Raw genomic sequence first — 3,584 nt, forward strand, 5'->3', positions numbered from 1 at the left:
AGAAGTCGGGGATCTGCGGGTTGCAATTCAACAGTTAGGAAATCTCATCGCTATCAACCCATTCGTCATAAGATGAGTCATAACCAACGTAGTGAAGAAAGTATTGCTTACCTTGGATTTGCTCAATGGTTGCGGAATACCAAGCCTCTTGCTCATCATCCCAACATTTTACCTTTTGACCTACTGCATATCCATTGTCATCAGTGGAGCGAAGATCGCGAGTCCGAATGTCATCTTCGCCTACCCACTCGTCATAAGATGAACCGTAACCAAGGTAATGAATAAAGAACTGATCGTCTTGGATTTTCTCAATTGTTCCCTGATACCAATCCTCTTCCTCATTATCCCAGATTTCTACTGTTTTGCTTACTTCATACTGATTATTGTCTGATTTAACAGCAGATGAGACATCTTGAATCGGCTTTTGCTGGTCTTGTTTAATTTCCTCTTTTACTAAAGTGTATGCTTGTAAAATCAAACTGCGAGCAACAGTTTGAATTCCTGTATGCTCGTAGTAATTGGTAGTTTGATCTAAGAATGCTGCAACCAAATCTAAATTATCATCAGCAATCTGAATAAAATTACCCAAATTACTAGAAATTGATTGCGGAGTTATGCCTGTCTTAGATACTAAGTTATTCATCCAGCCTTGTACGGAGTTGAAACCTTGACTGATAAAACCAACTTTATCAGAGGGGTTACTGCCTGGAAGAAAGTTATTAACGGCTAAAAAAACCGGATTTTGAGCGATGACGCTAGTATCAGTGCCACTAATAACCCCATGAATTTTGCTGAGAAAGTCTGGGCCTAATGGTAGAATTCCATCTAGACAAACTAGAGCTACCATCCGCATTAGGGATGCATTTTGATAGTTGTTAGCGAGAGAATTAGCAAACTCTTGAGGATTTGGTTGAGGAATGCCATTTAGTTTACAAAAGGCAATGATTTCGACAGCAATTTTTAATACTAAGTCAATGGATTGAGTAACATCAGCTTTGGGAGTAATTTTGCCTAAAAAAGAGAGAAAGCCGATTTTCTCACTAACTTTATTCGCTAAAGCTGCTGCTCCCATAGCTGTGTCTGCTTTATCAATTGTTTGATAAAGTTTGATTGCAAACTTGTAGCCTTGTTGAGGATCTTCGTATAAAGTAGCGGCGCGATCGCGGATTTTCTGAATTGCCTTAGCATCGGTTTCTCCAGTGATGGCGCGGATATTATTATCAAACCCAGTCAAATTGTTCCATTCACCTGGAGCTACATAATCAAGAGCCTTTAAAACTTTAACAGTAATATTGTCAGTCGGTAATTCGTCAACTAACTGAATAATTGATTTATCCATCAGCCAATCCTCAAAACTCAAGATATCGTTACAACACGCTTCAGAGCAGTCCACACCCTACAAGAAGCCTTTCTCTGGTGAGTGCTGGGCAATTACTGAACCGTATTTATAGAGTTCCCCGACCTGAGCAAAAAATAACGATGTTAGTAATAGGCTCGAATAGCACTAAGTTAAAATACAACCTTACCCCAACTGGTTCCCAGCCTGGGAACCCATTCCCAGAGGCTCCGCCTCCTCTTTCTTGACAAGAGGCAGAGCCTCTTGGAATTCGTTCCCAGCCTCCAGGCTGGGAACGAGGCAAAAAAATAACGATGTTAGTAACAACCTCTAAGGATACAATGTACTGTTTAAGTTTTACTTAGGCAACTGACAGCTTTATCCCCTTCTGGGGATGAAAACAAGATAAAATACAAAAACTGTGGCTCAAATGACACCATGCCTCGACGCTCTCAAAAACAGCTAAATATCGCTCTATCTGAGCTTAAATGGTCGCCGGACACAGAGTTAATCGGCTTGGAATTTGAGTTAGTCCCCGCAAAAGATTGTTACCTTTTTCCTCAATACACTATTGGATTACATGCCTGGTTTCTCCAGCAAGTGCGTTCCACAGACTCAGAACTTTCGGCTTACCTCCATGATGGAGAGTCAGAGAAACCTTTTACTATCTCAGCTTTAAATGGAGAGATTATCAGTAGCGGCAGACAAATACAATTATCTGCAAACACCTCTTATCGTTGGTATGTCACAGCTTTATCTAATCGGGTGCAACAGTGGATGGCGCAATGGGTAGAAAATTTGCCAAAAGTGCTTGATTTAAAAAATGCCCCTTTGCAGATTCGTTCTGTCAAAATTGCCCATCCTCCCACGACTTATAAGCAGCTGCTAGAATCTCAGCTTAGTGAGACTCTCGCTTTGAGATTTCTCAGTCCTACAAGTTTTCGTCGTAAAGGTCATCACTTCCCGCTACCAGTACCAGTAAATGTATTTCATAGCTATCTGCGACGCTGGAATGACTTTTCGGGGATATCTGTTGACCAGGATGCTTTTTTGACTTGGTTAGATGATTATATATTGATTATTCGTTGCCAACTAACAACCGCGAAGGTATTGGCGGGGAAGAAAGGCGCAGTTACAGGATTCACTGGGGCAATTGAGTTTACTTTAACAAAAGATGCAGCAAAGCAGCCAGAATTTGGGCAGTTATTTTCGGCTTTAGGGAAACTTGCACCTTACTGTGGTACTGGTCATAAAACTACTTTTGGCTTGGGACAAACACGTTTAGGTTGGTCATCTGAAGTTATCCAAGATATACCTGATGTGCAAACTGTCTTGGCGAAACGCATTGAAGATTTAACAGAGAAGTTTAAAGCACAACGGAAGCGGACAGGTGGAGAACGGGCAGATGCGATCGCTTCAAAATGGGCGACAATCTTAGCACGCCGGGAAATGGGTGAGTCGTTGCAGGTGGTAGCAGAAGATTTAGAGATGCCTTATGAAACAGTGAAAACTTATGTCAAGTTGGCACGACGCGCTTTGAAGACTCTCGTTTAATCAAGCGGAACCTTGAAAAATTAATATTGCGATCGCATCCCAAATGCAAAGCTGAATCAACAACTTGAGTCTGCAAGAGTGCGATCGCGTTTAATTGCGCCTACTTACTTTGGCAAAACGACGCTTTGACGCACAGCACGCTTGCGATCGCTTTTACGAATACCTCCAGCCATTTGATACTCATGGCTATTATTACCATATTTATAAGCAATACCAGACAAAATTTTCTCAGAATAGTCTGCCAAATCTTGTTCATTTTCAACGATCTGGGTTAGTAAGACATCAATAGTAGAGAGGTTGGTATTGTATGCTTCCAGAGATTGCCGGAGGCTTTCAATTTTTTGAGTATAATCTTTGACTGTTAAACTCTCTCCGACATCGAGAGTTGGACTAATAGATTTAATGCTTGCTAGACGTAGTTCAGCTTTGCCAAGAGTACGTGAATTGCGTTTTGACCTTGCCATAATTAATACTCATCTTCTAAATTACTGATAACTCTATAGTGGACAACTGTTGAAAAAATTGTCATACGTGAAATTATTGATTTTTCTAAAAAAGCCTAAAACTTAAGTATTTCACAGTATTTTTTGCCAATTGAAACCATATTTATTGTTGAGGTAAAGCAGTGCTGTACCTCAAAAGCGTCTTCTATTTAAGGGAAGATGCTTTAACACAAGTTTGTTTCTCATAACGT

The 3,584-nt window shown here is 40.6% G+C and carries 3 protein-coding genes; 1 reads left to right on the forward strand and 2 read right to left on the reverse strand.

The genetic code is table 11. The features are described 5' to 3' along the window. Positions 1 to 34: 34 nt before the first annotated feature. Positions 35 to 1,339: a Tudor-knot domain-containing protein gene (locus tag HWQ37_RS17085; RefSeq protein ID WP_292748943.1), complete on the reverse strand. Its 1,305-nt coding sequence runs from the start codon at positions 1,337 to 1,339 to the stop codon at positions 35 to 37. 435 nt (positions 1,340 to 1,774) lie between these two features. Between HWQ37_RS17085 and cas6 the strand changes: the two genes are divergently transcribed. Further along, a complete protein-coding gene (gene cas6 / locus HWQ37_RS17090; protein ID WP_292748945.1) occupies positions 1,775 to 2,890 on the forward strand; it encodes a CRISPR-associated endoribonuclease Cas6 in 1,116 nt (371 codons plus the stop codon). Positions 2,891 to 2,994: 104 nt separating this feature from the next. On the opposite strand, the gene HWQ37_RS17095 is transcribed toward cas6, so the two are convergent. Next, positions 2,995 to 3,354, reverse strand: coding sequence for a hypothetical protein (locus tag HWQ37_RS17095; protein ID WP_292748947.1), 360 nt, complete (start codon positions 3,352 to 3,354; stop codon positions 2,995 to 2,997). Positions 3,355 to 3,584 lie beyond the last annotated feature (230 nt).

It is taken from the genome of Nostoc sp. NMS4 (assembly GCF_017115095.1).
Taxonomy (GTDB): domain Bacteria; phylum Cyanobacteriota; class Cyanobacteriia; order Cyanobacteriales; family Nostocaceae; genus Nostoc.